The following is a 25,102-nucleotide window of genomic DNA, read 5'->3' as shown; positions in this document are numbered from 1 at the left end:
TATTAATTAATCACCATCAGCATCAACATAATCAACATTGATACTCATTGCCGAAAGCATATCAACCTTAAAGTATACTACATTACGCTGTAACTCATCATATACATTAAGAGCCACTGAATTATCACTTTGAACCTGAGCACTTATACTTTCAGAAAGTTGGTCAGCCATATTCTTGGCAGTAGAAAACTGAACATTTATCAAAAGTGCAAGGTTGTTACCTTCCTGAATATCGTTCAAGTATTCCAAATAAGATTTTAATGATGCTCCCTCAACACCTGATGCAAAAGCTCTTCCATTAAAAAAATCATTTGCAGCATCGATAGCATCTAATAAAAGTAACTTCGAAACATCATTTCTGTAATACCCTTCAACCTTTTCCGGTAATATAGTACCCCCGGAGAACACACCCGCTGGTATACCTATTTTACCAGCCCTAAGATTCTTTTCGAAATGGTAAATAAAATCATTCACCAACTTATTCGTCGAGCTGGTGGCCGTATTTCCTTTATTATTGATAAAATTATCCCTGTAAGTCCCTTTCCAATCAGCCAAAACCGCATCAGCCAAACTCTTCAAACGAACAGATAAATCAGTGAGATAAGTTTTATAATTAGATCCATTTAGATATAAATTCACAATTTCTGTATCCGTTTCAGCGATTCCATGAAGCATGTAATCAAGAGCTGGAAAACCTTGTTCATCTATATTCGAAAGTGCAGTAAGGTCATATGAGCCAGAAGCTATGTTTTGATTAATCCCATCAGCATCAACAGCGTTACCGTCTACCTGAGTCGGATAAATATTAGAATAACTATGCAGCTTCAGCTCTTCTGCTTTGCCAATTTCATACATCCCTACATACTGAAAAGCCCTGTAAGCTTCCAACCAGGCAACTCTTACATTATTTAAATTCGATTCATCAGGAGTCGTAACGAATACCTCAGCCTGAGCATTTAATGTAGCTAACTTTTCGGTATAATTCTCATAAGCAGGAATAATAATATTATCTGCCCAATTAATAAGCATTGCCTGCCTGTCAAATGAATCTTTACCCTGATTTCCTCCATCAGAATCATCTCCACTACTACAGCCCACTAAACCTGCGAAAGCCAAAAATAAAAGTATCCGTTTCATATTTTTAATTATTCTAAATAAAACTTTGCAAATATATAAAAATCAGACTCAAGAGAACACGCTCTTAAACCTGATTTTTATCATATGTTATTCGCTAATTGCAGCAGCTTCAACCGTAAATCCAAAAGCTTCAGCAATTTTTTGAGAAATAACATCTAAATTATCATTAAGATGATCAACATCCCAAAAACCATTTGTACCTCCTAATAAAGTTTCCAACATCCCGTCTACATCCTCTTTAGAAAGATATGGCGCTTCAGAGCTTGGATTTTGAGTATATCGCAAACTTAAAATAAAACCGTACCCTTCAGATAATGCATGAAAAGCGGCTGTAGCATCAGGAACTAAACTCTCTTTACCGCTTTGTAAATAATGTACTGCTCTTACCGCTACCACCAATGAAAGGTTCTCCTTAATTATTGCAGCCTGGCGATCTCTCTCTTCATAGTCCCCATTAACAATGGCGGCTCTACCAGCAATAAACGCCTCATCAATAGCGGCTCTAACACCTGAAAAGTCTGAATCAGCATCCACTTGACTGATATAACTATCCCAATATTTACCTCCACCGGCTCCATAAATGTATCCATAAGCTTCATCCCATTTATGCTCCATAGTAGTGTATAGTTCACCTTCCTCTAAAACCGCATTATCATTATTGGCTACATTTGAAGCTTCGTCTAAAACTGCTCCGCTTATGTAGTTATTTAAGATCTGATCTACAAATACAGCGCCCATTAATCCTTTAGCCATCACTTGTTCGATCTCTAAACCGTTACCATCTACTAAACGACTGCCATCTGCAATACCAGCAAAACCCGGCTCCGCATTAACTGCATTCGCCCCGTTAACCGAAGCTTCTGCTGCAGCTGACAACCAATTCTCAAATTGTTGTCTGACTGCTACCTGCTCAGCTGTTGAACCTCCACCATTCAAATTCACAAAATAATCTCTTGAGGCAGCGGTTTTACTCTTTAGTTGTTTTGAGGTTGCTTCATTTAAATCTGCACTCTCAAAAGGCGCATCTGTATTGCTATACATATTTGAAACCCTGTTAGCATCTAAAGGCCAATTATCTTGTGTTTTAAGATAAGTTCTTAATTCATCCAACATTAAAATCCTTATGGTTTGCCCTCCATAACTTACAGTTGAAGAACCGGCTCTTTCAAAAGTATAAGATGCAGGTATTTCGTATCCTAAGTTCGCGCCATCATCATCCGATGAACATGAAGTGAATGCCATTGTTGTAATTGATAGTACTGAAAGCAGTAATCTTGATCTCATTATTCGTTTATTTAGACTTATTATTAATAACAGGGCAAATGTAAAAACGAATTTGAATTCAACAAAGTTTATTTAGATTAATTTTAAGTAAAAATTAAGAAAGGGATTGGATGTAGCTATTTTCCTAGTGGTAATTACTAAAAATCTTTATAGATTCATTATACGCACTCTCAAAACTCATGGCTTGTAAATTCGTTTCAACCTGGTTAACGTTAAAATAAGACAACAAACGTTCCGTAGGCATGTTTCCAGTTAGCTTATCCTTTGCCATCGGGCAGCCGCCATACCCCATAATAGCACCATCAAATCGCTTACAGCCTGCCTTATAGGCCGCATCAACCTTTTCATGCCAGCTATCAGGTGTTGTATGCAAATGAGCACCAAACTCAATCTGAGGATACTCGGGAATCAAATTAGAAAATAAATAAGTAATAACTTCAGGAGATGAAGAACCAACGGTATCCGACAATGACAAAATTCGTACACCCATAGAAGAAAGCTTTTCAGTCCATTCACCCACAATCTCAACATCCCAGGGATCTCCATAAGGATTGCCGAATCCCATTGATAAATAAGCGACCACCTCCTTATTCGATTTATCTGCAATTTCTAGTATTTCTTTTAAGACTTCAATACTCTCCGAAATCGTTTTATGCGTATTCCTCATTTGAAAGTTTTCAGATATTGAAAATGGATATCCCAAATAATCAATTTCTTTAAACCGTGAAGCATCATTAGCACCTCTAACATTAGCTACAATAGCGAGGAGCTTACTTTTCGTTACAGACAAATCCAGCTTCTCTAACACTTCAGCAGTATCAACCATCTGAGGAATTGCCCTTGGCGACACAAAACTCCCAAAATCTATGGTGTCAAATCCCACCCTAAGTAAAGACTGAATGTAATCCACTTTTTTCTCGGTTGGAATAAAATCCTTTATGCCTTGCATAGCATCCCTCGGACACTCTATAATTTTCACTTCACTCATTGCATCAAAGATAGAAACGTTTTTCTTTAATAAAAACAATTTAATCTCATTAGAACTAAATAATCAACAGGATAATTAACTATATAATTATGTATCTTTAATAGCACACAATGATTAATCGAATGCTTACTAAACAACAAAAACAAAGTTATCGGGCCGAACTTTTCAAACACCTTGATGGTATCGTTACAGCTCCGACCGTCACAAGCCTTTATGAAAACAAGGTCATTGAATTTCTCAGTAAATTAAAAGATCCCGTAGAGATAAACGAAATTTCTTCAAAGTTCAATACCAACCCAGGATACTTAAATGTGGCTCTAAGAATTCTAAGCTCTCAAGGATGGTTAAATTACAAAGTAGATAATAAAAAAAACACCATCACCCTCAGTAGGAATAATAATACCGTAAAATTAAACGAATTTGCTCATCTATACATTCCTGTCAAAAATTTTTTAAAGAAAACAGAAAAAACAGGGCTGGCTGCACTAAATAAAGAAATTGTAAATACATTAATACAAAACTTTACTGAATTTCAAAAAGCAGGATCTGAATTTGAAAATATCAATCCATCAAACCAAAAAGTATACTATCAAATCCTAAAACACCTGGAAGGCATGATCGTTGGCCCGCTAATCGTTATACTGGGACAAGGAGGAATGTTTCACAAATACTTCATGGAAGCTTCGTTTAAACCCGAGGAGTACCATAAAGAAGCCAAAATTTTTGAAGAAGCCCTTAATATCCTTACCAAACTTTCATGGTTTTCAAAAATTAATGACACCTATAGTTTTACTGAAAAAGGATTGTTTTTTGCCAAAAGAGCCAGTGCATATGGCGTCACCGTTTCATACATACCTACCCTAAGAAATCTGGATCAATTAATATTTGGCGATCATTTACCGCTGAGAACACTTGAACCTAACAAACCCGAGCCACATGTTTACAGAGAAATGAATGTCTGGGGAAGCGGTGGCGCTCATGCTATTTATTTCAAAAAAATAGACGAGATCATTCTAAGTATATTCAATAAAGAACCCGTGGCTGAACAACCCAAAGGAATTTTAGACATGGGATGCGGAAATGGCGCATTTCTAATTCATCTTTATAACCTTATAGAAAAGCAAACCCTGAGAGGGAAAAACTTAGATGAATACCCACTGTTTTTAATAGGAGCAGACTACAACCAGGCAGCTTTAAAAGTCACACGTGCCAATATGATACAAGCCGATATCTGGGCAAAAGTAATTTGGGGAGATATTAGCGATCCCATACAATTAGAACAAACCCTTAAAAACGATTATAATATTAAATTAAAAGAATTACTAAACGTTCGAACATTTTTAGACCATAACAGGATTTGGAAACAACCTAAAGAAGAACCAACCTTCATAAGCAAATCAACAGGCGCATTCGCCTTCAAAGGTAAAACACTCAACAACAATGAAGTAGAACAAAATTTAACTGAACACCTTTCATTATGGAAACCCTATGTAGAAAAATTTGGACTCCTGGTTATTGAACTACACACCACCCCTCCAGACCTTACGGCCAGGAATCTGGGCAAAACAGCAGCTACCGCCTATGACGCTACACATGGCTATTCAGATCAGTATATCGTTGAAATTGATGTTTTCGAACAAGCTGCAGAAAGAGCCGGATTATACATCAACAAAGAATCCTTTGCTAAATTCCCGGATTCTGAATTAGCAACCATTAGCATTTGTCTTTTAAAAGGATCTTAACGCAATAATGCCTTATTGATTTCTTTTACTAATTTGGGGCCTTCATAAATGAACCCGGTATAGACCTGAACAAGATCAGCACCGGCTTCTAGTTTTTCAATAGCATCCTCAGCAGAATGAATACCTCCAACCCCAATGATTGGGAATGCCTTATCACTTCTATTAGCCAAAAATCGAATAACTTCAGTAGCCCTGTTGGTCAGAGGCTTTCCACTTAATCCCCCTGTCTCCTTCTTATTTTCCGAAATCAGCCCGTCCCTGGAAATCGTCGTATTTGTAGCAATAACTCCGGCGATTTTAGTATCCTTTACAATCTCTATAATATCCAACAATTGTTCGTCCGTCAAATCAGGGGCAATCTTAAGCAAGATTGGCTTCTGAATTGTTTTTTGAGTATTTAATTCTTGTAAAGTATGTAAGAGATGCTTTAAAGGCTCCTTATCCTGCAAGGCCCTTAAATTCGGGGTATTAGGAGAACTAACGTTCACGACAAAATAATCGACATATTCGTAAAGCGTTTCAAAACAAATTTTATAATCATTTACAGCGTCTTCATTTGGGGTAACCTTGTTCTTACCTATGTTCCCCCCAATAAGGACCCCTTTGTTTTTCTTTAATCGCTCAACAGCATCTTCAACTCCACCATTATTAAAACCCATCCGATTGACAATTGCACTATCGGACTTCAACCTGAACAATCTCTTTTTTGGGTTTCCAGGCTGTGGTTTTGGAGTTAACGTCCCAATTTCGATGAATCCAAAACCAAAATTAGAAAACTCATTAAATAAGCGCGCATCTTTATCAAATCCGGCAGCCAATCCAACAGGATTTTTAAACTTCAGTCCAAAAACTTCCTTTTCCAGACGTTCATCTTCAACCTTATAAATAGATCTGATCAATGCAGGTACACCTGGAATCTTATGAATGAATTTAATAACAGAAAATGTAAAATAATGAACCTTTTCCGGATCAAAAAGGAAAAGAATTGGACGGATAAAAAGTTTGTACATGCCGATTTTGTTTGGGCAAAAATAAGCTAAAAAAACACGAATGAAAAACTACTTTTAATTTTAAAATTACGAACGCATTCATTCTATCAAAACGCTAAATAAAAACAAGTATAATGTCATGGTAATTAAAAACACAGGAGCTCCGTCAGACAAGCCATTCCATAATAAAGAATTATATAAACCCACTAAAAAGCAAGCTTAATGAACTAGATTATTAACGACCATGAACAGCTAAGAATATAAAATTGCCAATGAAATTATTTACTTTTGAAAAAAATAACACAACATGACAAACAAACAACAAGTAATAGACCGATTTACTAGTTATATTACCATAGACACACAATCAGATCCAAAAAGTGAAACTACACCTAGTACTAAAAAACAATGGGATCTGGCCAACAAGCTTGTTGAAGAACTTAAAGACATGGGAATGCAAGATGTAAGCATAGACGAAAACGCATACATCATGGCCACCCTTCCCACAAATGTCAATCATGAAATACCTACCATTGGATTTGTAGCTCATTTCGATACTACTCCAGACTATAGTGGCACCAATGTAAACCCACAAATCGTTAATGATTATGATGGTGGAGATATCGTATTAAACAAAGCTGAAAATATTGTTTTATCTCCTGATTATTTTGAAGATCTAAAACAATATAAAGGCCAGACATTAATAACCACAGATGGAACCACACTTCTTGGTGCTGACGATAAAGCCGGTATAACCGAGATCATGGAAGCCATGAAATACCTAATCGATCATCCCGAAATTAAACATGGAAATATTAGAGTCGGTTTTACTCCTGATGAAGAAATAGGAAGAGGCGCTCATAAATTCGATGTGAAAAAATTTGGAGCAGAATGGGCATATACAATGGATGGAAGCCAGATTGGAGAATTAGAATACGAAAATTTTAATGCTGCAGGAGTAATCGTAAAGTTCAAAGGTAAAAGTGTACATCCAGGATATGCAAAAAATAAAATGGTTAACGCTGTTTTATTGGCCAATGAATTCCTATCTCTTTTGCCTCCTCGGGAAGTACCTCAGCACACCTCCGAAAGAGAAGGATTTTTCCATTTCTATAGCATCAAAGGAGATATCGAACTAACTGAAATCGAAGGAATAATAAGAGACCATGACCGTAATAATTTTGAAGCACGTAAACAATTAGTAAATCAAATTGCAGACGACTTAAAACAAAAATACAACGATGATATCATTTCCATCGAAATAAGCGATCAATACTACAACATGAGAGAGAAGGTAGAACCTGTTTTTCATATTGTAGAAATTGCAGAAGAAGCCATGAAACAATTAAATATTGAACCCATTATCAAACCTATCCGAGGTGGCACCGATGGATCACAATTATCATACATGGGCTTACCATGTCCAAATATTTTTGCAGGCGGTCATAATTTTCATGGTAGATACGAATATGTCCCGGTAGAAAGCATGCAAAAAGCAATAGAGGTAATTGTAAAGATTGCTGAAATTACAGCTACCAAATATCTTAATTAAAAACTAATGAAAATTACTTCATTTGACGAATACCTCAAGAAACACAAAAAATGGGAAAAAGAATTAACAATCCTGAGAACTTTAATTCTTGAGACCCAAATGGAAGAATCCATTAAATGGGGTGCCCCCACATACAGCATTAACAAAAAAAATGTAGTTGGGCTCGGTGCATTTAAAAACCATATAGGCCTCTGGTTTTTTAATGGAGCTCTTCTTGAAGATAAAAACAATGTCCTAATAAATGCTCAAGAAGGTAAAACCGTAGCAATGCGACAATGGAGGTTTACCTCTATGGATGAAATTGATAAAAAACTAATTCTAAACTACCTTAAAGAAGCGATTAGTAATCAACAAGAAGGCAAAGAAGTCATATCGGCTAGATCAAATAACCTCATCATCCCAATAGAGCTCGAACAAGCTTTTGAGGAAAATAATAAACTAAAACTGGCTTTCGGGGAGTTTACTCCATACAAGAAAAAAGAATTCGCCGAATACCTATTAGAAGCCAAAAGAGATAGCACTAGGCTAAAACGCCTGGAAAAGATAATCCCTATGATCTTAAAGCGTGAAGGCTTGAATGATAAATATCGAAAATAAATAAAGGCCGCACTTGCGGCCTTTATTTATTTATAAAATCATCATAAGAATGATTATTTCTTCTTTTCAGGAGCATTCAAACGTATCGACATTTCCATAGATATGGCCGAACGATCAAATTTAATTTTGCCCGCCATAGTTTCAATAACACAAGTATTATCATCGTTTAGATCCAATACTTTACCATGCATTCCACTTTTGGTAACAACTTTATCTCCTTTTTTTAATTCGCTAGCGAACTTCTTTTCTTGTTTTTGTTTTTTAATCTGTGGACGTATCATGAAGAAATACATGACCGCAAAAATTAAAATAAACGGGGCAAATTGATTTAAAATTTCCATTAATTATAGTATTAAATACTTAGTTAGACACTTTTATAGGCGACCCTGCCTTATCTTTAGGTGTTACAAACGCTTTAATTCTCAAGGTTTCATTACCATTCGCTGTATTTGCAGTAACAGTGATCGTCTTGGTAACCTGATTCGAACCTGAACCATTAAATTTCACTAAAAGCTCTCCTGTTTCCCCTGGCGCGATTGGATCCTTTGGTTTTTCAGGAACCGTACATCCACAACTAGATTTTGCATCTGTAATAATTAAAGGCGCATCTCCTGTATTAGTAAATTTAAACTTGGTCTCAACCGGAGTACCCTGAACTATATTTCCAAAATCATGCTCTGTCTTTTCAAAAGTCATAACTGGTAATTTCTTAGCATCCTCATCACGTTGAGCTGCAATATCAACATTTTCTGATTTTATCTTATTAGTCGCATTATCCTTACACGATACAATAGACAATGAAGCTACGGCAACTAACATTAAAACTGCTTTTTTCATTTTGTTAGAATTTTAAGGGGTTAAAATTACTTAATAATTAACGTAATATAATAAATTATTACAGAGTATTACATGAGTCCACGACCAACCTTATTCAGTTTATTGTCTTGCTGGTATTCTTTCACCAGTTTATCTAAAATACCATTAATAAACACACTACTTTTAGGAGTTGAATATTCTTTGGCAATCTCCACATATTCATTCATAGTAACTTTTACCGGAATGGAAGGAAATCTCAAAAATTCACAGATCGCCATCTTTAAAAGTATCGAATCTAAATCCGCAATTCGTTCAACATCCCAATTAGGTGTTTTACCAACAATCTCCTCCTGTAGTTTCTCATAATTGAGCACCGTTTTCTTAAATAGATCTGAAGCAAACTTTAGATCATCTTCATCCTTATATAAGGAAGGTAAGAAATATCTGGCATCAGGATCCTTTTTAAGATTGGTGATCATTTTTAAAATAAGCGTATTCACCAATGGCAAATCATCTACCCATGTTAAATTGCGGTCCTCTATAAAATCATAAAGTTTATCATTAGGCGCAATGATATTCTTATAAATGGCAATTACAAACTCCCTGTCCTCTTTAAAATTGGTTTCTGACTTCGACATATATTCCTGATAAATATCACTCGCCAAAATAGCATCATATATGATCTCTACATATTTATCATCTAAATCCCATGACAATTTCCTATTTGAAAGCTCTTCAGTCAATAGCTCATTCTCAACCAGGAGCTTTAAAACACTATTGTTTACAAATTTTTTATTAGGATTTTTTTCTTCTTGGGTAGCTAGATATTTCTTCTGTGATAATTGCTGCTGTTCTTCAGCCTTTTTTTGAACCTCCACCAACAGTGCTAATAGCGTTAAATAGAGATTATACATATTATCCATGCTGAATTTAACGAACTTCACCTCTTTATCAACATCGGCATTACCAGATTGGGCTATTGCATAGATCGACTGCATTACTTTTACCCGAATATGTCTTCTTGTTAACATACTTTAAAGAACTTACTAAAAAATTAAGGGCGAAAGGTAAATCCTTTCGCCCCGCAAAATTAAAATTATTTATGTAATATCTCTTATTTTTTTAGCTCTAATTTACGAGCATCGATACGAGACTGAGCCATTTTTAAGGCAGCTTGATGGGTTGTAATACCTTCCAACTCCGCTTTTGAGAAAATCTCTAAGGTCGTATTGTAGATATTTTCAGTTTTATTAATGATCTCCTGCTTTCCATAGTTCTCAATTTCAGCATATACATTAATAATACCTCCGGCATTAATTAAAAAATCAGGTGCATAAGCAATCCCCTTCTCTTTCAATAAAGCACCATGGATATTCTCATCAGCCAATTGATTATTGGCTGCACCCGCTATAACCTTTGCCTTTAGCTTCCCTATCGTTTCATTATTCACTGTAGCTCCTAAAGCACATGGCGCATAAATATCGGCTTCTTCTGAATAAAGATCTTTTCCTCTATAGATTTCAGCACCATATTTACTACTTACCTCATTAAGTCGTTCTTCATTAATATCCGCAATAACAACCCTTGCATCTTCTTTGGTTAAATAAGAAACCAAAGTTTCACCAACATGACCAATTCCCTGAACCAACACCTTCTTACCAGAAAGAACATCAGAACCGAACTGAAACTTAGCCGCCGCTTTCATTCCCATATATACACCATAAGCAGTAATTGGTGATGGATTTCCAGCGCCTCCTCTTGATTCGGAAATACCAGTAACGTAAGGAGTAACATCATGTACCAAATCCATATCTGAAGTCTCCATCCCTACATCTTCTGCAGTAATATATTTACCTCCCAATGAATGAACATAAGCTCCAAATTTCTGCATGAGTTCAGGAGTTTTTTCAGTTTTGGCATCTCCAATAATTACAGCTTTACCTCCACCAAGATTTAAACCACTGATCGCAGATTTAAAAGTCATACCGCGAGATAATCTCAACACATCATTCAAGGCCTCCCATTCATTATTGTATTTCCACATTCTGGTTCCTCCTAAAGCTGGACCCAATACTGTATTATGAATACCAATTATTGCCTTTAATCCTGTATCTTTGTCCTGACAGAATACAACTTGTTCATGATTATCAAAAGAAATTTGACCAAACACCGGGTCCACTTTTTTAAGATCATTTAGAGCAATCAATTCTGATTTCATATTTACGAATTTTAAATTTTTAGCGTGTTAAATTTTTAATTCGTCAAAAATAAACTAAAAAACAATACCTAAATTGAATATTTGATAAAATTAACGTTTTTAATTACTTATTTATCAAATCTAAATAACCTCAAATAAGACATGAAAGAATTAAAATCAATTCATAAATTCTTCTATAAATACAAATGGAAACTCTTAATTGGAGTTATCATTACCATCATAGCAAGAATATTTTCATTGTTTCTCCCTCCATATATTAATAAGTCGATCACAGCCGTTCAGAATTACTTAAACACCCCCGATGCAAGTCTCACGGAAGTAAAAGATGAACTCATTTTATACATCCTGATCATTATCGGCACTACCCTCCTATCTGCTTTCTTTACTTTCCTAATGAGACAAACCATTATTAATGTATCCAGATATGTAGAATACGACCTGAAAAATGAAATATTTAAACAATACGAAAAACTTTCACTCGGCTTCTACAAAAAAAACCGAACAGGAGATTTAATGAACCGAATTAGTGAAGATGTTACCCAGGTAAGAAGCTATGCAGGCCCGGCCATTATGTATAGTATCCAAACCATTACCTTGTTTATCTGTGTCATCCCAATAATGATCTACAAATCACCTACCATGGCAATGTACACATTAATACCATTACCATTTCTATCCATTCTTATTTATAAGATCAGTAAAGTGATTCACGAAAGAAGTACTTCCGTTCAAGCATATTTATCAGATCTATCTGCATTCTCTCAAGAATCATTTTCTGGGATTTCTGTAATAAAAGCATACAGTATTGAACCTGAAACAAACACCTCCCTGGTAAATCTTGCTAACGAAGGCAAGAACCGTAGTATGAATTTGGCTAAAGTTAACGCATGGTTCATGCCCCTAATGATATTAATGATAGGACTAAGTACCACCCTGGCAATTTATGTAGGGGGTATGCAATACATCAACGGAGAAATTAACTCTATTGGAATCATCGCTGAATTTATTATGTACGTAAACTTCCTGACATGGCCCGTGGCGATAGTCGGATGGGTTACCTCTATAGTCCAAAGAGCAGAAGCTTCACAAAAGAGAATTAATGAATTCATGAGCCTAACCCCGGAAATTCAAAATGAAGTAGACACGCATACACCTGTTGAAGGAGAAATAACATTTAAAAATGTTAGCTTGACATATGATGATACCAATATAACAGCCTTAAAAAATATTTCCTTTACCATAGAAAAAGGACAGACATTAGCCATAATCGGTAAAACAGGATCCGGAAAATCCACCATCCTGGATCTTATTGGAAGACTCTATGACACGACCGAAGGAACTATTTATATAGATAAGACACCAATAAGAAAAATGAATTTATCTGACCTGAGAAATAGTATTGGTGCTGTTCCTCAAGATGCCTTCCTGTTCTCTGATTCGATAAAAAACAATATCAAATTCGGAAAAGCATCTGCAACAGATGAAGAGGTAATCGAAGCAGCCAAAAAAGCTGCTGTACACGAAAATATTCTTGGATTTAATAAAAAATACGAAACCGTATTGGGAGAAAGAGGTATCACTTTAAGTGGGGGCCAAAAACAACGAGTTTCAATCGCCAGAGCCATGATAAAAGATCCTCAGATATATCTCTTTGACGATTCATTATCTGCAGTAGATACTGAAACAGAAGAACAAATTCTAAATAATCTTCGAAAAATTTCGAGCGAAAAAACTACAATTATTGTAAGTCATAGAGTCTCTTCGGCCAAAAACGCAGATAAAATTATAGTTTTAGAAAACGGACAAATAATTCAGCAAGGATCTCACAATCAATTAATAAACCAGGAAGGATACTACAAAGAACTATATTTAAATCAATTGTCAGAAAAAGAAAACTGATTTTTTTTTGTTTCGTTGCGATTTTTTTCACATTTTTGATTTGTTGAAAAAACTAATTTTAAGACTACAAGAGGGATTATGAGCGAAAAAGATTTATTAGAGAAAGACGAAATTTTCTCTAAAGTTTTAAGAGCCGGAAGAAGAACCTATTTCTTTGATGTAAGAGAAACCAAAGCTGGAGATTATTATTTAACAATCACCGAAAGTAAAAAGTTTACTCACGACGACGGTTCTTTCCATTACAAAAAACACAAAATCTATCTCTACAAAGAAGATTTTGATGCCTTCAAAGAAATCCTTGATGAAACCACCAATTTCATCATAGACAACAAAGGAGAAGAAGTTATATCTGAAAGACATCAGAAAAACTTTAAAAAAGAAAGCTTCTCTTCAAATGGCGATTCGGAATCAAACGTAGAAGAAGTTAATACCGAAAAGTTTACCGATATCAGCTTTGACGATATTTAAAAAGTTAAAACTTTCTTAAGTAGAAACCACCTCTGTTAATTCAAAGGTGGTTTTTTTATATTTACTTATCAGGTATGATCCATATCATACCAAGAATAGTTTACTATAATGTACTCATAAATTAACCCCTCTAAGAAACGTCTTAGAGGTAATTTACTCTTTAAGAAAATCAACACCTATGAAAAAAATTACTTTTCTATTTATTGTTTTCACCCAAATCCTCTTAGGGCAAAACAATATTTCATTAGATTACTATTTACCTCAAAACATATCCTTCAACCAGGAAATACCCACCCCCAAAGAAATTATAGGTCATGAAGTTGGAGAATGGCACGTAACTCATGATAAACTGGTAGAATACATGAAAAAAATTGCTGAAGTATCCCCGAGAGTCAGCATCGAAAATCGAGGTGAAACCTATGAAGGAAGACCAATAATCCTCTTAACAATCACCGCACCTGAAAACCATTCAAATATCACCGAAATAAGAAAAAGCCATGTTCAACTAACCGAAAACAGTGGGAATTCACTTAATACGGAAAATATGCCAATTGTGGTTTATCAAGGTTTTTCTATACACGGAAATGAACCGAGTGGATCCAACGCTGCACTGGCTACTATTTACTATCTGGCTGCTGCTGAAGGAAATGAAATAAATGATTTATTAAAGAATACTGTCATTCTTCTCGACCCATCTCTGAACCCTGATGGACTTCAACGCTTTGCTTACTGGGCTAACACCAATAGAAGCCATGTTCTCAATCCTGACCCGAATGACAGAGAATATGAAGAAGTTTGGCCCGGTGGTCGAACAAATCATTACTGGTTTGACCTTAACAGAGATTGGCTCCCGATACAATTACCGGAAAGTAAAGCACGTATTAAAACATTTCACCAATGGATGCCCAATATCCTTACCGACCATCATGAAATGGGTACAAATTCAACATTCTTTTTCCAGCCGGGAGAACCCTCTAGAGTGAATCCTTTAACTCCAAAAATGAACCAACAATTTACAAAAGAAATTGCAAAATATCATGCAAAGGCATTAGATAAAATCGGCTCTCTATATTACTCAGAAGAGGATTATGATGATTTCTACTACGGAAAAGGTTCCACATTCCCGGATATAAACGGAAGTATAGGTATTCTTTTTGAACAAGGAAGCTCAAGAGGACATATACAGGAATCAGAAAACGGAATCCTCACCTTTCCATTCACCATAAGAAATCAATTCACAACAGCATTATCTACCCTTGAAGCTGCAAAAAACCTTCGCGTTGATATACTAAACTATCAACGAGAATTTTATTCAAATGCCAGAAAGGAGGCCGCAAAATCAAAAAGCAGCGCATATATTTTTGGAGATGAAAAAGATGCCGCCAAAACATATCAGTTAGCCAAAATTTTAGAAAGTCAGAAAATTGAATTGTACCAGGCTAATGAAGATATCACCATAAATGAAAAGACCTTTAAAAAAGGATATAGCTATTTGGTTCCCAAAAATCAAAAAAATCATCGCCTGATAGAAGCAATGTTCGACATTAGAACTGAGTTCGAAGACAGCCTGTTCTATGACATTTCTGCATGGACATTTCCTTATGCCTTTAATTTAGACTTTGAAGAAACCAAAACAGCTGGAGACAGAACAAACAACATTACCCTAAGAACAGGTAATGTTAACGAACAAAGCAACTACGCCTACCTGTTTGATTGGCATGAGTATTACACCCCAAAAGCTCTGAACATGATCCTTAACAAGGGACTTAGAGCCAAAGTAGGTAAAACACCTTTCAGCCTTGAAGGCAAAGACTATGACTACGGAACAATAATGATTCCCGTACAAAACCAAAAATTAAACAAAAGCGAGCTATACGAATTCCTTCAAAAGGTTGCAAAAGAAGCACATATAGAGATTACCTCCGTAGCAACAGGATTAACCAAAGGAATCGACTTGGGAAGCAATGATTTTGAAGCCTTAAAAAAACAGAAAGTCGCTTTGATTGTAGGCAATGGAATTACATCTTACGATGCTGGAGAAATATGGCATTTATTCGATCAGCGATATAACATGCAAATTACTAAACTAGACACCGACAATTTAGGCAGAACAAGTCTCGACAAATACACCACTATAATCCTTCCAAACATATGGGGAAGTGCTTTAAACGGAACTGCTACCCAAAAAATAAAAGACTGGGTGCGCAATGGGGGTACCCTGATTGGTTACCGCAATGCGGTAAATTGGCTCGAACGTAATGACCTGCTCAAGGTAGAATTCAAGAAAAACGAAATGACCGCTAAGAATATCACTTTCGAGCAAAAGCAATTCTTTTCTGGAGCTCAGGTAACTGGAGGTGCAATCTTCAAAGCAAACCTCGATAGGTCTCATCCGATAAACTTTGGCTATAAAAACGAAACATTGCCGGTTTTTAGAAACACAAACATCTATATGGAACCTAATGAAGAAAGCTACAACAATCCAATTCAATATGATTTAAACCCATTACTAAGTGGTTACATCTCTGAGGAAAACTTAGAACTATTAAAAGGAGCTGTTCCTTTTAAAGTACAACGCAACGGAAGTGGACGTGTAATTGCATTTACAGATAACACAAACTTCCGCGCATTTTGGTATGGCACCAACAAATTACTGATGAATGCCATATTCTTCTCAAAAGTTATGTAGTAGATATTAATTGATACAAATAATTTGATACCTCAGATTCATAGTATCTTAATGCTGAAATAAATACAACTCCTATAATGGCATACCACCAATTATAGGAGTTTCTTTTTATAATGATAAAGCCCAACGCTGCATTAATCAATAAAATTAAAGCTATAAAAAGGTTAGGAACCAACCACATTCCTTGAAAAACCCCAAAGACTTTAACTCCGGCATAAAAAAGACAATAAAACGCAACGATTTTGGTAATGATAATTAATGATTTCATGAATATTATTGATAGTTTTTTGGAAGTTCTCTTATCGGATTTATCCTTTCATAAGCACCCCCTAGTTCATATAATTTCATTTCTTGAAACGGTTTGGAAATAAAGGTTAAACCCACGGGCTCTCCCGACACTTTATACCCCATAGGCACAATGAGAGCCGGGTACTTTGCCACCGCAGCAAAAGCTGCATGATAATTATTAATAGAAAGCACAGCATCGAGATCATGAGTATCTAGAATACTATTGAAATAGCTACGACCCTTTGACTCTAAATCTATTTTTATATCCTCTAATTGCTCAGAGGTAGTGGTATCCGAAATGATTCCTTCAAACAGTTTCTGATTATACGGAACCCTCACTATAGAATCTTTAAGATTAAAATCAACCACCTCTTCAATAGTTTTAACCGCAACTCCTTCTGTTGCATTAGCCTCTAAATATGCAGGTAAATCATTTTTCATATCTATATTCAAAAGGGTTATAAATCCATCCAGACTCAATTTTGGTGCTTCCACTTCAATGACAACTGCCCCATTTTCTTTAAGGAAGCCAACACTTCTTGAATAAAGAGAATCCTCCTGAACCAAATCCTTAAAAACCCCAAAACGCTTGCCCTTTAAAGTTGACTTTTGCAAAACATCTAACCCCATATTTAATTCACTAACGTCCTTCATCGCATCAAAAATTATGAAATTATCCATAACATTTCCGGTCATCGGACCAGGGGTGTCCAACGTACTTGAAATGGGCACAATTCCATTTTGACTCAATACACCTACAGTCGGTTTTAGCCCAACAACAGAATTTTGTCCGGACGGCGATAATATAGACCCGGCAGTTTCTGTTCCAACGGCTCCCACCGCATAATTGGCGGCAACAACCACTCCACTTCCTGAACTGGATCCACCGGTTTCAAAAACCTTTCGGCCATACGGATTTAAGGTCTGACCACCTATAGCAGAGTAACCCAGCGGACATCCATCACAAAAAAAGTAAGCCCATTCACTTAAATTCACCTTACCAAGAATTATAGCACCTTTAGCCTTTAAGTTCCGCGTTACTACAGCGTCTTCCGGCATATTTTCTGCCAATGCAACAGCACCCGCCGTTGTATGAAGTCCCGATGCACCGATATTATCTTTCAAAAGAACTGGAATACCATAAACTTCATGATTTTTATCCGATTTCCTTTCGAGATCCATTTCCCTGGCAAGGGCTATCGCTTCTGGATTTAATTCAATAATTGAATGAAGCGACGTTAATGGATTGCCTTCGTAATATCTAATTCGATAAAGATAAAAGAGAGTCAATTCCTCATAAGAGAATTCATTATTCGCAACTGAAGCCTGAATTTGAATTATACTCCTCCCTAAAATCGAAGATTTTAATTCCTCATACCTCCGGACGGGGAAACTATCCAGTTTTTCATCAAAAACCTGCCATGGCTCCTCTTGCTTATAACGCGACTGAATCAATTTATAACGCATTCTTTTATTAGGATGCTCCTGCTGTTCCAAAATTTCAATCGATTCTTCATAATTATCTGACACCTCCTGTTTAGGATCAGTCTTACAGGCCAAACACAAAGAAAACAAAGCGATTGCGATAAATGATTTCATAAAGTTACTTTTCATTAAAGATAAAAACTTAAATCAAAAAAACTCCACCTTAACAAGATGGAGTTTTTTTTTATAAAAGCTTTTCTGGTACCTGTTACTTAAAAAAAGAATCTACAAATTCATACTTATTAAATACCTGAAGGTCTTCAATCCCTTCTCCAACTCCGATATATTTAACCGGTATCTGAAACTGATCAGATATTCCTATTACAACTCCACCCTTGGCAGTACCATCCAGTTTAGTAACCGCCAAAGAAGTAACTTCAGTTGCCTTTGTAAATTGTTTGGCTTGCTCGAATGCATTTTGCCCTGTTGAACCATCAAGAACTAACAACACATCATGAGGAGCATCCCCAACCAACTTTTGCATTACCCTTTTTACTTTGGAAAGCTCATTCATTAAATTCACTTTATTATGCAATCGTCCGGCCGTATCGATAATCACGATATCCGCATCTTTAGAAATAGCAGACTTTAAGGTATCATACGCTACAGAAGCAGGATCACTCCCCATATCCTGTTTAACAATAGGCACACCAACTCTGTCTGCCCATACCTGCAACTGGTCTATAGCAGCAGCCCTGAAGGTATCAGCAGCACCCAAAACAACCTTCTTTCCTTGCTTTTTAAATTGATAAGCCAACTTACCAATAGTCGTTGTTTTACCAACTCCATTAACCCCGACAACCATCATCACATAAGGCTTTTTATCAGTTGGGATTGAAAATTCAGTCGCTACACCTTTATTGGTTTCGGAAAGAAGATTGGCAATCTCTTCCCGTAGAATTTTATTCAATTCATCTGTGCCGAGATACTTATCGCGCGAAACCCTGTCCTCAATTCTTTCTATTACCTTTAAAGTGGTATCCACACCAACATCACTGGTAACTAATACTTCTTCAAGATTATCCAGAACCTCATCATCTACCTTAGATTTTCCGGCGACAGCCTTACTAAGTTTTGAAAAAAAGCTGGTCTTTGATTTTTCCAGCCCCTTATCTAAAGTCTCTTTTTTATCCGAAGAGAATATTTTTTTAAATAAGCTCATTTATTATGAAATTTATTTATGATAAAACTACGCAAATTTAGGCAATTAAATACTTGACTAAAACTCAAATAGACTGATTCTTTTCAAAAACAATATGTTTACATTAATTAACCGCACAGAACATCTTCCAATTTAAATTTTAATCGATCTACTTTACCGTCCATCCAAATTTAATTACCTTGGATTTTCCATCACTATTAATCGCCAGAAAAGCTGAATGTGAATTCGGAATTTCGATTAATTCTATATGTTCAGGAGCCACATTAGTCTGAAGCTCCATAGCTTTAAACTCACTTACATCGGAAACATATATAAGAGTAGGTTTAGATATACTGAGATTCGGTTTCCACGAACAAGAAAAGCTACCATCAATTTCATTCCTATACGACAAAAGAGTCCCGGTTACTGCCACCGGATAGCTTCGAACCAAACAATCAGAAAAATAAGACTGCTTCGAGATGCCCTTCTGGTAAGCCCAATAGGTTTGTCCCATCTTATATCGCTCTATTAAATTAATATGCACATTACACGGACGAACGTAAGAAACATCAGAAGACAGTGGAAAAGCACCCCACTCATCCAAAACTACGGGCACTCCTCGCTTTTTTGCCGACGAATCTATAACAGACAATATATAGCTTAATCTTTTGTCATTAACCTTTTCCACATCATCCGTATCTACAACCAAATCATAAGCATGAGGAGTATACAATACTAAAGAATCACGCACCCCATTTTCATCATAAGGAATCTTAAAAGTACTCTCTACTCCCATATTACAGAAATAATTATGATTAAAACCTAGAAGTATATCCTCATTAACTTCCCGAATAGAATCCCGGACTTTCTGATAAAAAGCAGATAAACTTCCTTGTTCAAAATTATCGGAAATGGTTTGAATTACAGAAATTAACTTTTGAAAATTTTGATTTCGATTTAGCACCTCAAGAGCCTCATTCCTACCTGAGGCATTTCCCCATAGGGCAGCCAATTCATCCTCGTTCAACTTTTGCCCGGAGTCTTCATAAACGATTTCAGCATATTTTGTCAATAATAATGGTAGTATTTGCTTGGCCACGGAACCAGGAAACGGCTCATTCATTACATCGATACCAGCGACTGATGAATTTGAGCGATACCGTTCAGCAAGAACCTTTAAAACATTCACATACCTATCTTGCACCCCCTTACCATCTTTGGCCGGCTTATTTGCCCAAAAATTGTCAAAAGATTTTTGTACCGCAGGACTCAACAAATAAGAATCACTCCAGATCGCTCCTGTGACATGTGGCATATCTTCATCAAGCGTTGCCCATTCCGGAGCACCATCACTAAATCGACGGGCATACAAATCCTGATGCATATCGAGAATAAGATAAATACCATTATCCTCAGCCCAGCGGACTCTTTTATCAATCTCCTTTAAATAGACTTCATTATAAACCCCTGGCCTAGGCTCTAAAGCATCCCAGAAAATACCATACCGAACACAATTAAAACCAAGCGCTTTAAACTTTATAAACAACAATGAATCTTCCTGGTGTAAATAATACGCAGCCGGATCTTTATTAATATGACAAATACCATTTAACAGTATGGATCTGCCTGCTTCATCTTTTATAACACCATCTTCGACACTTATACGACTAAGTGTTGCTTTCTCCTTTGAATTAGAACCTGAACAACTTTGCACCAAAAAAGACATGACTATTACCACGGGTGTTAAAACCAAAACACGAAGAGCAAGCCGCCAACTGAACATCGATGTAATCAAATAAACCATAATTAATCTGTTTAAATTTATCAAACAAATCTACCGCATATGGTTATTTATCCGGAAATCTAAATCTATTTGGTACAAAAAGCCCTCATAAGGGATCAAAGGGCATTAGGGCTTTATATAACGATTATAAAATCCGAAGAGAGATCGCTACCCCAAAAACGAAAAGCTGCCCTCGGTTAGAGTGCAGCTTTATGTATAATAAATTTTGTGAACTTATTTTTTACTCAACCAGTCGTTAACAACTTCTGGAGCCATAACAGACTCAACAAAAGTGTAAGCACCAGTTTTTGGAGACTTCACCATTTTAATGGCTTTTGTCAACCTTTTTGATTTACCTTGTAACGTTGCTACTGTTTTCTTTGCCATGACTCAAAAATATTATTTAATTTCTTTGTGAACTGTCATTCTCTTCAAGATAGGATTAAACTTTTTAAGCTCTAATCTATCCGGAGTGTTCTTTTTATTTTTTGTAGTAATATAACGAGATGTACCTGGCTTACCAGACTCTTTGTGCTCAGTACACTCTAAAATAACCTGTACTCTATTACCTTTCTTTGCCATTTTAATATCGTTTTAGAGGATTACTTAATAAATCCTTTTGCTCTAGCTTCTTTTAAAACCGCTGATATCCCTTTCTTATTGATAGTTTTAAGTGCAGAAGTAGACACTTTTAAAGTAATCCACTTATCCTCCTCAGGGATATAAAAACGCTTTTTTGTTAGGTTAGCGTTAAATTTACGCTTGGTTTTGTTCATTGCGTGAGAAACATTATTTCCCACCATTGCTTTCTTACCTGTAAGTTCACAAACTCTTGACATTTCTTCTAACTTTTGTGTTATTTCAAAACAGGGTGCAAATTAACGAATTTTTCACCATCCGTACAAGCACCAGGCATTAATTTTTTAAAATTTCTTTTTGAAGCATTTCAAAAGCCTTATTTACTGCCTTATTTACCACTCTTTCGCGATGATTTCCAAAATTGAATGCTTCCGAAAACACACCACTTGGCGTAGCTATGGCAATATAGACCGTTCCCAATTCTGCTTCCGAATCTCCCTTGGTAGGCCCTGCATTACCCGTTGTAGCCATAGAATAATCCGATTTATACAACTTTTTAACCCCCAGAGCCATGGCCTCAGAAACTTCAGCGCTAACGACAGAATGTTGATTGATAAGGGATTCCGACACTTTTAAAATATCCACTTTAGTATCGGTAGCATAAGCTACAACTCCTCCCCTGAAATATTTTGAGGCTCCGGGAACAGCGGTTATAGCTTCAGCAAGCTTACCGCCTGTACAACTCTCTGCTACACTTAGAGTCTTATTTTTTTCCGTAAAGAGTCTGGCAATTAAAGCCTCTATAGAATCCTCTTCCTCTAATCCGTAGATCGCATCGCCTATAATAGTGCGTAATACCTCTATCTGTTTTGCTACCTCAGAATCTATAAGCTCTCTGTTATCACCCTTAGCCGTAAGTCGCAACCTCACTTTTCCTAAATTAGGCAGGTAAGCCAACCTTACAAAAGACGGAAGATTATCCTCCCAATCCGAGATAAGATCAGCAAGGGCACTTTCTCCTATACCATAGGTCAAAATCGTTTTATGAAGAATGTAAGGAGTTTTGTATGCATTTTGAATTCTGGGTATAACCTCATCCTCTATCAATGACTTCATCTCAAACGGAACTCCCGGTAAAGAAACAAATATTTTCTCGCCCTTGGCAAACCACATTCCCGGAGCTGTTCCGAAATTATTAAACAAGACTTCGGCCTTAGATGGTAACCAGGCCTGCTTCTTATTAACATCGAGTAAAGGCACAGAAAGGTATTTCTTAAAGAGCGCTTCCACGTGCTTTAAAACAGCCTCATTTTCTACTAATTCATCATTAAAATATTCGCAAAGTGTATACTTGGTAATATCATCCTTAGTAGGCCCTAACCCTCCGGTTAATATAACAATATCAGCCCTTCGCTCAGCCTCATTGAGCGCATTTAAAATATGTGCTCTCTCGTCTTGAATAGAGGTCATTTGAAATACCGAAACTCCAATTTTATTCAGTGCCTTAGCTATAAAACTAGAATTCGTATCGACAATTTGACCAATAAGAATTTCATCACCAATTGTGATAATTTCAGCATTCATTACAACTGAAAGTCTTTTTTAAGTTCCAATATGGTTTCGTCCACATAAACAACAGCATCAGGAATCAACGACTTGATTAACTCAATATTTTGATCACCTTTCGCCTCCTTTTCAATGGTTAGAATACTATTTTTGGCATACTCCATTCCCAGCAAATCCAAATTAGGCTTTAGCTTATGAGCATATTGATAAATAGCGTCAAAATCTTCTTGTCCAATAGCCTCCTTTAAGCTGTTTAAATCTCCTGGTACTTCTTCCAAAAATGCCGCGACAATAGTCTCTATAAACTCCTGATCACCGGCAGCTAATTCGTTCAGTTTATCTAGTTGGTATTTCATTTATTTTATATTAAGGGTAAACAATTTCTTTCCTTCCAAATATCCCTCCAAATAATCACCTTTAGTAACTTTACCAACCCCGGATGGAGTTCCCGTAAATACAACATCCCCTGTTTTAAGCGTAAAGTATTTAGAGACATATGATATTAGCTCGTCAATTTTCCATAACATGTGAGCTGTATTTCCTTTCTGAACAACTTCACTATTCTTAATAAGATTAAAATGAACCTTATCTATATCTTCAAATTCATTCTTGTCTATCCATTCTCCTATAAGAGCTGAACCATCAAAAGCTTTAGCCTTTTCCCAAGGTAATCCCTTTTCCTTAAGTTTAGCCTGAAGATCTCTGGCGGTAAAATCAATCCCTAAACTAATTTGGTCATAATATTTATGAGCAAACTTCGGATCAATATGCTTCCCGACCTTATTAATTCGAACAAGTAATTCTACTTCATGATGTACTTCTTCAGAAAAATCCGGAATATAAAAACCTTGTTCTTTATTCAAAATCGAAGTATCGGGCTTTATAAAAACAACGGGGTTATCCGGCTTTTCATTAGCCAACTCCTCAATATGTTCCGTATAATTTCTTCCAACACAAATAATCTTCATCTCCTAAACAATCTTAAGTTACCAATTAATAAATCATTAAACCAAAACAAACTCCAAAAACACAGAATCATCCGATATGAAATGACTTTTAAAACAAGCTATTGAAGTTTATTATTAAGCTTTCTCAATTTAATAGCCGTTAACACCTTTTTGGTATACAAAGGAAAATCCGCGTTTAATATCCATCCAAAATACCCGGGTTCCTGCTCAAGAACTTCTTCAACTTTCTTCCCCTTATGCTTCCCAAAAGAAAAGGCTTCATCCCCCTCCTTGTCATAAATAATAAAACCCGCAAAATCTGCCGTCTGTTTCCTTGTGGTAAATGCCGATAAAAACTTCACATCATTCTCCAGCTCATCATATCTTGCTACCTGGGCTTTCAATACCTCATAGGTCGCCATGGTATCCGCCTCTGCACTATGAGCATCCTCTAAATTTTTATCGCAATAAAACTTGTAAGCAGCAGTTAAGGTACGCTGCTCCATTTTATGAAAAATAGTTTGAACATCAACAGACACCCTGTTTTTCATGTCAAAATCAACATCAGCCCTGAGCATTTCCTCAGCTAACAGAGGTATGTCAAATCGGTTAGAGTTATACCCGCCCAGATCACTATCCTTAATCATGTTATAAATCTCCTTAGACAACTCTTTAAAAGTGGGCTCATTAGCCACTCTGTCATCCGTTATCCCATGAATTGCTGAAACATTCGCCGGAATTGGCATTTCAGGGTTAACCAACCACGTTTTACTTTCCTTATTCCCATTAGGATATACCTTCAAAATAGATATTTCCACAACGCGATCTTTAGCTACGTCCGTACCCGTGGTTTCAAGATCAAAAAAACATATGGGTTTGGTCAGATTTAAATCCATTTCATTTTATTTTTCCTTGGTAAATATACATTATCAAA

The 25,102-nt window shown here is 36.2% G+C and carries 25 protein-coding genes; 6 read left to right on the top strand and 19 right to left on the bottom strand.

The window, feature by feature from the left end; all coding sequences use genetic code 11:
* Positions 1-6: 6 nt before the first annotated feature.
* The 3 genes from BM361_RS13605 to BM361_RS13595 all read right to left on the bottom strand — a co-directional run bounded on the left by BM361_RS13605 (position 7) and on the right by BM361_RS13595 (position 3,409).
* Positions 7-1,137, bottom strand: a complete 1,131-nt coding sequence (locus BM361_RS13605; protein WP_074979522.1) for an imelysin family protein — start codon at positions 1,135-1,137, stop codon at positions 7-9.
* Between the two features lie 87 nt (positions 1,138-1,224).
* The gene (locus BM361_RS13600; RefSeq protein ID WP_074979521.1) at positions 1,225-2,421 is read right to left on the bottom strand and encodes a DUF4856 domain-containing protein; all 1,197 of its coding nucleotides are present in this window, start codon (positions 2,419-2,421) and stop codon (positions 1,225-1,227) included.
* A gap of 124 nt (positions 2,422-2,545) precedes the next feature.
* Entirely contained in the window at positions 2,546-3,409 is an 864-nt protein-coding gene (locus BM361_RS13595) for a hydroxymethylglutaryl-CoA lyase (protein WP_074979519.1), read from the bottom strand.
* Positions 3,410-3,531: 122 nt separating this feature from the next.
* On the opposite strand from BM361_RS13595, the gene BM361_RS13590 reads away from it, so the two are divergent.
* Positions 3,532-5,151, top strand: coding sequence for a class I SAM-dependent methyltransferase (locus BM361_RS13590; RefSeq protein WP_074979518.1), 1,620 nt, complete (start codon positions 3,532-3,534; stop codon positions 5,149-5,151).
* On the opposite strand, the gene BM361_RS13585 is transcribed toward BM361_RS13590, so the two are convergent.
* A complete protein-coding gene (locus tag BM361_RS13585) occupies positions 5,148-6,161 on the bottom strand; it encodes a quinone-dependent dihydroorotate dehydrogenase (RefSeq protein WP_038261505.1) in 1,014 nt (337 codons plus the stop codon). The two genes, BM361_RS13590 and BM361_RS13585, sit on opposite strands and share 4 nt — an antisense overlap.
* A gap of 286 nt (positions 6,162-6,447) precedes the next feature.
* Between BM361_RS13585 and pepT the strand changes: the two genes are divergently transcribed.
* Together pepT and BM361_RS13575 are read left to right on the top strand one after the other, a co-directional pair.
* On the top strand, positions 6,448-7,692 hold the full coding sequence (gene pepT / locus BM361_RS13580; RefSeq protein WP_074979516.1) for a peptidase T: 1,245 nt from the start codon (positions 6,448-6,450) through the stop codon (positions 7,690-7,692).
* A 6-nt stretch (positions 7,693-7,698) separates the two neighbouring features.
* Positions 7,699-8,289, top strand: coding sequence for a YdeI/OmpD-associated family protein (locus tag BM361_RS13575; protein ID WP_074979514.1), 591 nt, complete (start codon positions 7,699-7,701; stop codon positions 8,287-8,289).
* Positions 8,290-8,342: 53 nt separating this feature from the next.
* Here the strand turns inward: BM361_RS13575 and yajC are convergent, their stop codons facing one another.
* From yajC to BM361_RS13555, 4 genes are all read right to left on the bottom strand, one after another.
* Positions 8,343-8,630, bottom strand: a complete 288-nt coding sequence (gene yajC / locus BM361_RS13570) for a preprotein translocase subunit YajC (RefSeq protein ID WP_074979513.1) — start codon at positions 8,628-8,630, stop codon at positions 8,343-8,345.
* 19 nt (positions 8,631-8,649) lie between these two features.
* Positions 8,650-9,126 (bottom strand): DUF1573 domain-containing protein, encoded by a 477-nt coding sequence (locus BM361_RS13565; RefSeq protein ID WP_038261494.1) that lies wholly within the window; start codon positions 9,124-9,126, stop codon positions 8,650-8,652.
* Positions 9,127-9,194: 68 nt separating this feature from the next.
* Positions 9,195-10,136, bottom strand: a complete 942-nt coding sequence (gene nusB / locus BM361_RS13560; RefSeq protein ID WP_038261491.1) for a transcription antitermination factor NusB — start codon at positions 10,134-10,136, stop codon at positions 9,195-9,197.
* Positions 10,137-10,219: 83 nt separating this feature from the next.
* Positions 10,220-11,323, bottom strand: a complete 1,104-nt coding sequence (locus BM361_RS13555) for a Leu/Phe/Val dehydrogenase (RefSeq protein ID WP_074979511.1) — start codon at positions 11,321-11,323, stop codon at positions 10,220-10,222.
* 141 nt (positions 11,324-11,464) lie between these two features.
* Here BM361_RS13555 and BM361_RS13550 point away from each other — a divergent pair, with 141 nt between their 5' ends.
* The 3 genes from BM361_RS13550 (at position 11,465) to BM361_RS13540 (ending at position 16,379) form a co-directional block, all read left to right on the top strand.
* On the top strand, positions 11,465-13,222 hold the full coding sequence (locus BM361_RS13550) for an ABC transporter ATP-binding protein (RefSeq protein ID WP_074979510.1): 1,758 nt from the start codon (positions 11,465-11,467) through the stop codon (positions 13,220-13,222).
* Between the two features lie 78 nt (positions 13,223-13,300).
* On the top strand, positions 13,301-13,690 hold the full coding sequence (locus tag BM361_RS13545) for a PUR family DNA/RNA-binding protein (RefSeq protein WP_038261482.1): 390 nt from the start codon (positions 13,301-13,303) through the stop codon (positions 13,688-13,690).
* A gap of 178 nt (positions 13,691-13,868) precedes the next feature.
* Positions 13,869-16,379 (top strand): M14 family metallopeptidase, encoded by a 2,511-nt coding sequence (locus BM361_RS13540; protein ID WP_074979508.1) that lies wholly within the window; start codon positions 13,869-13,871, stop codon positions 16,377-16,379.
* Here BM361_RS13540 and BM361_RS13535 read toward each other — a convergent pair.
* The 11 genes from BM361_RS13535 to BM361_RS13485 form a co-directional block, all read right to left on the bottom strand.
* A complete protein-coding gene (locus BM361_RS13535) occupies positions 16,372-16,647 on the bottom strand; it encodes a hypothetical protein (RefSeq protein WP_038261478.1) in 276 nt (91 codons plus the stop codon). The genes BM361_RS13540 and BM361_RS13535 overlap by 8 nt on opposite strands.
* Positions 16,648-16,652: 5 nt before the next feature.
* Positions 16,653-18,266 (bottom strand): amidase family protein, encoded by a 1,614-nt coding sequence (locus BM361_RS13530; protein WP_254785837.1) that lies wholly within the window; start codon positions 18,264-18,266, stop codon positions 16,653-16,655.
* Between the two features lie 94 nt (positions 18,267-18,360).
* Positions 18,361-19,314, bottom strand: a complete 954-nt coding sequence (ftsY, locus tag BM361_RS13525; protein ID WP_038261473.1) for a signal recognition particle-docking protein FtsY — start codon at positions 19,312-19,314, stop codon at positions 18,361-18,363.
* A gap of 148 nt (positions 19,315-19,462) precedes the next feature.
* Positions 19,463-21,097 carry a glycoside hydrolase family 5 protein gene (locus BM361_RS13520; RefSeq protein WP_083425955.1) on the bottom strand — a complete coding sequence of 545 codons (1,635 nt, stop codon included), beginning with the start codon at positions 21,095-21,097 and terminating at the stop codon, positions 19,463-19,465.
* A 213-nt stretch (positions 21,098-21,310) separates the two neighbouring features.
* The gene (locus BM361_RS13515; RefSeq protein ID WP_074979502.1) at positions 21,311-21,463 is read right to left on the bottom strand and encodes a DUF4295 domain-containing protein; all 153 of its coding nucleotides are present in this window, start codon (positions 21,461-21,463) and stop codon (positions 21,311-21,313) included.
* Positions 21,464-21,475: 12 nt separating this feature from the next.
* Positions 21,476-21,658 (bottom strand): 50S ribosomal protein L33, encoded by a 183-nt coding sequence (rpmG, locus tag BM361_RS13510; RefSeq protein ID WP_038261471.1) that lies wholly within the window; start codon positions 21,656-21,658, stop codon positions 21,476-21,478.
* Positions 21,659-21,678: 20 nt separating this feature from the next.
* A complete protein-coding gene (gene rpmB, locus BM361_RS13505; RefSeq protein WP_038261468.1) occupies positions 21,679-21,915 on the bottom strand; it encodes a 50S ribosomal protein L28 in 237 nt (78 codons plus the stop codon).
* Between the two features lie 76 nt (positions 21,916-21,991).
* Positions 21,992-23,239: a competence/damage-inducible protein A gene (locus BM361_RS13500; protein ID WP_074979500.1), complete on the bottom strand. Its 1,248-nt coding sequence runs from the start codon at positions 23,237-23,239 to the stop codon at positions 21,992-21,994.
* Entirely contained in the window at positions 23,239-23,577 is a 339-nt protein-coding gene (locus tag BM361_RS13495; RefSeq protein ID WP_074979498.1) for an Hpt domain-containing protein, read from the bottom strand. The genes BM361_RS13500 and BM361_RS13495 overlap by 1 nt, the downstream gene beginning before the upstream one ends.
* Positions 23,578-24,189 (bottom strand): fumarylacetoacetate hydrolase family protein, encoded by a 612-nt coding sequence (locus BM361_RS13490; protein ID WP_074979496.1) that lies wholly within the window; start codon positions 24,187-24,189, stop codon positions 23,578-23,580.
* A gap of 98 nt (positions 24,190-24,287) precedes the next feature.
* Entirely contained in the window at positions 24,288-25,064 is a 777-nt protein-coding gene (locus BM361_RS13485; protein WP_038261453.1) for a 3'-5' exonuclease, read from the bottom strand.
* Positions 25,065-25,102 lie beyond the last annotated feature (38 nt).

It is taken from the genome of Zhouia amylolytica (assembly GCF_900116365.1).
Lineage (GTDB): Bacteria > Bacteroidota > Bacteroidia > Flavobacteriales > Flavobacteriaceae > Zhouia > Zhouia amylolytica.
This window is presented reverse-complemented; position numbering and strand designations above follow the sequence as displayed.